At 62.6% G+C, this 4,762-nt stretch carries 6 protein-coding genes; all 6 read left to right on the plus strand.

The genetic code is table 11. The features are described 5' to 3' along the window. Positions 1–425: ATP-binding cassette domain-containing protein (locus tag E5W87_RS30930; RefSeq protein WP_292406377.1), on the plus strand; the 425-nt coding region annotated here is incomplete at its 5' end. 69 nt (positions 426–494) lie between these two features. Further along, positions 495–1,202, plus strand: coding sequence for a phosphonate C-P lyase system protein PhnL (gene phnL, locus E5W87_RS30935; RefSeq protein ID WP_292406379.1), 708 nt, complete (start codon positions 495–497; stop codon positions 1,200–1,202). Continuing rightward, positions 1,199–1,816 carry a DapH/DapD/GlmU-related protein gene (locus tag E5W87_RS30940; protein WP_292406382.1) on the plus strand — a complete coding sequence of 206 codons (618 nt, stop codon included), beginning with the start codon at positions 1,199–1,201 and terminating at the stop codon, positions 1,814–1,816. The genes phnL and E5W87_RS30940 overlap by 4 nt, the downstream gene beginning before the upstream one ends. A 160-nt stretch (positions 1,817–1,976) precedes the next feature. Then, a complete protein-coding gene (locus tag E5W87_RS30945; protein WP_292406385.1) occupies positions 1,977–2,687 on the plus strand; it encodes a DUF1868 domain-containing protein in 711 nt (236 codons plus the stop codon). A gap of 124 nt (positions 2,688–2,811) precedes the next feature. Next, positions 2,812–3,669 (plus strand): phosphonate ABC transporter ATP-binding protein, encoded by an 858-nt coding sequence (gene phnC, locus E5W87_RS30950; protein ID WP_292406387.1) that lies wholly within the window; start codon positions 2,812–2,814, stop codon positions 3,667–3,669. 147 nt (positions 3,670–3,816) lie between these two features. Continuing rightward, complete coding sequence (gene phnD, locus E5W87_RS30955; protein WP_292406390.1) at positions 3,817–4,725, plus strand: phosphonate ABC transporter substrate-binding protein; 909 nt, start codon at positions 3,817–3,819, stop codon at positions 4,723–4,725. The last annotated feature ends 37 nt before the right edge of the window (positions 4,726–4,762 follow it).

Below are 4,762 nucleotides of genomic sequence, written 5' to 3' on the forward strand. Positions count from 1 at the left end.
TCATCACCATCATGCGTTGCGACAAAAGCCGCGCCACCGCCGTCGACTGGCTGTCGCGCGTCGAGATCGACGAGGACCGGATCGACGACGAGCCACGCGCCTTTTCCGGCGGCATGCGCCAGCGCCTGCAGATCGCGCGCAACCTCGTCACTGGGCCGCGGCTGGTGTTCATGGACGAGCCGACCGGCGGCCTCGACGTCTCGGTGCAGGCGCGGCTACTCGACCTGTTGCGGGGCCTGGTCACCGATCTCGGCCTCGCGGCCATCGTCGTGACTCACGACCTTGCGGTGGCGCGGCTTTTGTCGCAACGCATGATGGTGATGAAGGACGGCCGCGTCGTCGAAAGCGGCCTCACCGACCGCGTGCTCGACGATCCACGCGCGCCCTACACCCAGCTCCTTGTTTCTTCGATATTGCAGGTCTAGCCGCATGATCCCGAAAAGTGGAAGCCGGTTTTCGGATCAGATCATGCGGCAATACAGAGGACTCTGACCATGGCAACCCCGCTCGTCGTCTCCGATGTCGCCAAGAGCTTCACCATGCATCTGCGCGACGGCATCAAACTGCCTGTTGTCGCGGGCGTCTCGTTCTCGATCAGGAGCGGCGAATGTGCAGTGCTCGGCGGCCCGTCCGGCGCCGGCAAGAGCTCGATCCTGAAGATGCTCTACGGCAACTATGCCGTCGACACAGGCCAGATCATCGTCCAGCACGAGGACGGGCTCATCGATCTCGCAACGGCCAGCCCGCGCACCGTGCTTGCCGTGCGCCGGCTCACGATCGGCTATGTCAGCCAGTTCCTGCGCACCGTGCCGCGCGTCTCCGCCCTCGATGTCGTCGCCGAACCGCTCGTCGAGCGCGGCGCGGACCGTGAGGTTGCGCGCGGCAAGGCACGCGCCTTGCTGGCGCAGCTCAACCTGCCGGAAAAACTCTGGATGCTGCCGCCGGCGACCTTCTCCGGCGGCGAGCAGCAGCGCGTCAACATCGCGCGCGGCTTTATCACCGAGCATCCGATCCTGTTGCTCGACGAGCCGACCGCCTCGCTCGATGCCAGGAACCGCGACGTGGTGATTGCGCTGATCGCGGCCAAGAAGGCGGCCGGCGTTGCCCTGCTTGGCATCTTTCATGACCACGATGTGCGCGAGGCGGTAGCCGACCGCGTCATCGACGTGACCTCCTTCGCCGCCGGAAAAATCGCCGCATGACCGGAAAACTGTCGGAAACACCGCTGGTCCACGACACGGCGGAAGTCGAGAGCTCGACCCTTGGCCGCTGGACCGAGATCGCCGACCGCTGCCGGGTTTCCGAGAGCACAATTGGCGACTATTCCTACATGATGCAGGACTGCGGCGTCTGGTGCGCGACGATCGGCAAATTCGCCAACATCGCCGCCAGCGTGCGCATCAATGCCACCAACCACCCGACATGGCGGCCGACGTTGCACCATTTCACCTACCGCGCTTCGGACTATTGGGACGACGCCGAGCACGAGAGCGAATTCTTCGCCCAGCGCCGCGCCAAACGCGTCACCATTGGCCACGACACCTGGCTCGGCCACGGCTCGACCATCCTGCCCGGCGTCACCGTCGGCGACGGCGCAGCTGTCGGCGCCGGTGCCGTGGTGTCGAAGGACGTTGCGCCCTACACAATCGTCGGCGGTGTGCCGGCGAAACCGATCCGCGAACGCTTCGACCGTCGCACGGCGGAACGCTATCAGGCACTTGCCTGGTGGGATTGGGACCATGCCCGCCTGCGCGCCGCGCTTGATGATTTTCGCGCGCTTTCGGCGGAAGGCTTTCTGGAGAAGTACGGTGAGTAGTGAGTAGTGAGTAGTGAGTAGGAGATAGGGAGTCGCGGATTGGACGAGGGTCTCTCTTTTCACCACTCACCACTCACTACACTACTCACTCCCACCACCACACCATTCACATCCCTGACACATGACTCGGACAGGACGCGGTCTTTCCCTGGAGATCGCCATGCTTCACTCCATCAAACCGTCGCTCGCCGGATTCTTTGCCGGCTCAAACCCGAACGCTCCCGTACATCTCGGCACGCGCTACGACACGTATGGCAATTTTCTCATCGAGCCCGGCAATACTGTCGTGTGCCATCTCGCCAGTGGCTCACCGTCCGAGGCGGTGGTGACCGAGGTGCGTGAGCGGATGCGCGCCATGCCCGATGCTGACCGGCTGGCCTTCACCCCGGTCTCCAGCCTCCACATGACGCTGTTCCAGGGCATTATCGAATACCGTCGCCGGCTTCCCTATTGGCCTGGGGATGTGCCCCTCGACACCAGCATCGACGACATGACCCGGCTCTATGTAGAGCGGCTGAAGGGCGTCCAAGATTGTGGTGCATTCAAGGTCAGGGTCGTCGATGTCGTGCCGACCGGCCTGACCGTTGCCGGCGCCTCGGACGAGGACGAGCGTATCATGCGTGCGTGGCGCGATGCCCTGTCGGTGCCGTTCGGATACCGGCATCCCGATCACGACAGCTACACGTTCCACATAACCTTCGCTTACCAGATCCGCCGTCTCGACGACGAAATGGCATCGCAATGGCAGGACGTATTCGATGACTGCCTCTCGCTGCTCGCCCGTCAGGCTCCGGTGATCGAGTTGCGGCCTCCGGCATTTTGCAGCTTCAAGGACATGAAGCATTTCGAGGAGCTTCTTGTCCTGGGCTGACGGCGCGCTGTCTCTGGCCTGTGGGCGGTAACAAAACTGACATCAATCCGACACCGCAGGTTCATGCGGCTGCGCTAGCGAAGGTTAACGGACCTTCAACTGCGACTGGACTGGAACCTGCCCCATGTCAGCAACCTCAGCCACGCTTGAAATCCGCGGCGTCACCCGCCGGTTTGGCAAGAACACCGCCGTCAGCAATGTCGACATCTCGATCCCGCACGGTCAGATGGTCGGCATCATCGGCCGTTCCGGCGCCGGCAAGTCGACCCTTTTGCGCATGATCAACCACCTCATCGATCCGAGCCAGGGGTCGATTTTCTTTGACGGCGCCGAAGTTTCCAGCCTGCGCGGCTCGCTGCTCAGGCGCTGGCAGCGCGATTGCGCCATGATCTTCCAGCAGTTCAACCTGGTGCCGCGTCTCGACGTACTGACCAACGTGCTGCTCGGCCGGCTCAATCACCGCTCGACCGTTGTCAATCTGCTCGGTGTCTTCTCCCGCGAGGAACGGGCCGAGGCGATCGCGGCGCTGGAGCGTCTCGACATCGCCCGCACGGCATTGCAGCCGGCCGGCACCTTGTCCGGCGGCCAGCAGCAGCGCGTTGCGATTGCCCGCGCCATGATGCAGCAGCCGAAGGTCATCCTTGCCGACGAGCCGATCGCCTCGCTCGACCCGCTCAACGCCAAGGTGGTGATGGATTCGCTGCAGGACATCAATCTGCGCGAAGGCATAACCGTCGTCACCAATCTGCACACGCTTGATACCGCGCGTACCTATTGCAACCGCATCATCGGCATGGCCAACGGCAAGGTCGTGTTCGACGGCCCGCCCGAGGACCTCAACCGCGAGGCCGTGCGCATGGTCTATGGTGCCGACAGCAATGGCGGCGAAATCTCCGAGGCCATCACCTCCACCAGCGTCACCATCAAGCAAAAAATCGCCGCATCCGCAGGACCGCTCGAGCCCACATTTCCCGGCTACTAGTTCCATGACCCCGACAAGTGGATACCGGTATCCAGAAAAGACCACGGACAAACAAAAAGAGCGCCTGGATCGCCAGCCCGCGTTAAGGGCGCTGTCAAAATTCGAACGCTACCGGCGCGATGCCGGAACCAACAGGAGAGATGCGACATGTTTAGAAAGATGCTTTTCGGTGCTGTTTCCATCATCGCCATGGCGATGGGCGCGGTTCAGGCACAGGACCTGAAGGAATTCCGCGTCGGCATTCTGGGCGGCGAGAACGAGGCCGACCGTCTGCGCAACTACCAGTGCTTCGCCGACCACATCAAGGACGTCCTCGGCGTCGAGAAAGTCTCGCTCTTCCCGGCCGCCGACTACGACGGCGTCATCCAGGGCCTGCTCGGCGGCACGCTTGACTATGCCGAGCTCGGCGCTTCCGCCTATGCCAAGATCTATCTCGAAAACAAGGACGCGGTTGAACCTATCCTGACGACGGTCCAGACCGACGGTTCGACCGGCTATCATTCGGTCATGGTCGCCCGTGCCGATTCCGGCATCAAGACGCTCGCCGACATGAAAGGCAAGAAACTCGGTTTCGCCGATCCCGATTCGACTTCGGGTTACCTGATCCCGGTCACTTCACTGCCCAAGGACATCGGCATGGATGTGAAGAGCTACTTCGCGTCGACCGGTTTTGGTGGCGGCCATGAACAGCTTGTCCTCGAAGTCCTGAAGGGCACCTTCGATGCCGGCACCACCTGGGCCTCCGGCGTCGGCGACTTCAAGGACGGCTACAGCTCGGGCAATCTGCGCAAGATGGTCGACAAGGGCGTGCTCAAGATGGACGACCTCGTCGAATTGTGGCAGTCGCCGATGATCCCGAACGGCCCGCTGGTGTTGCGTGCGTCGATCGACGCCGGCGCCAAGCAGAAGATCACCGACTTCCTGACCAAGCTTCCGGAAACCGATCCGGCCTGTTTCTCGGCGATCCAAGGCGGCGATTACAAGGGCTATTCACCGGTCACCCCAGCGTTCTATCAGCCGATCATCGACGCCCGTAAGGCGAAGATCGGCTCGTAAAGCAAACTGCCACAACGCCGCCGGGGCCATGTGCACC

Origin of the sequence: Mesorhizobium sp., from assembly GCF_004962925.1 — a bacterium.
Classification (GTDB): Bacteria; Pseudomonadota; Alphaproteobacteria; order Rhizobiales; family Rhizobiaceae; genus Mesorhizobium.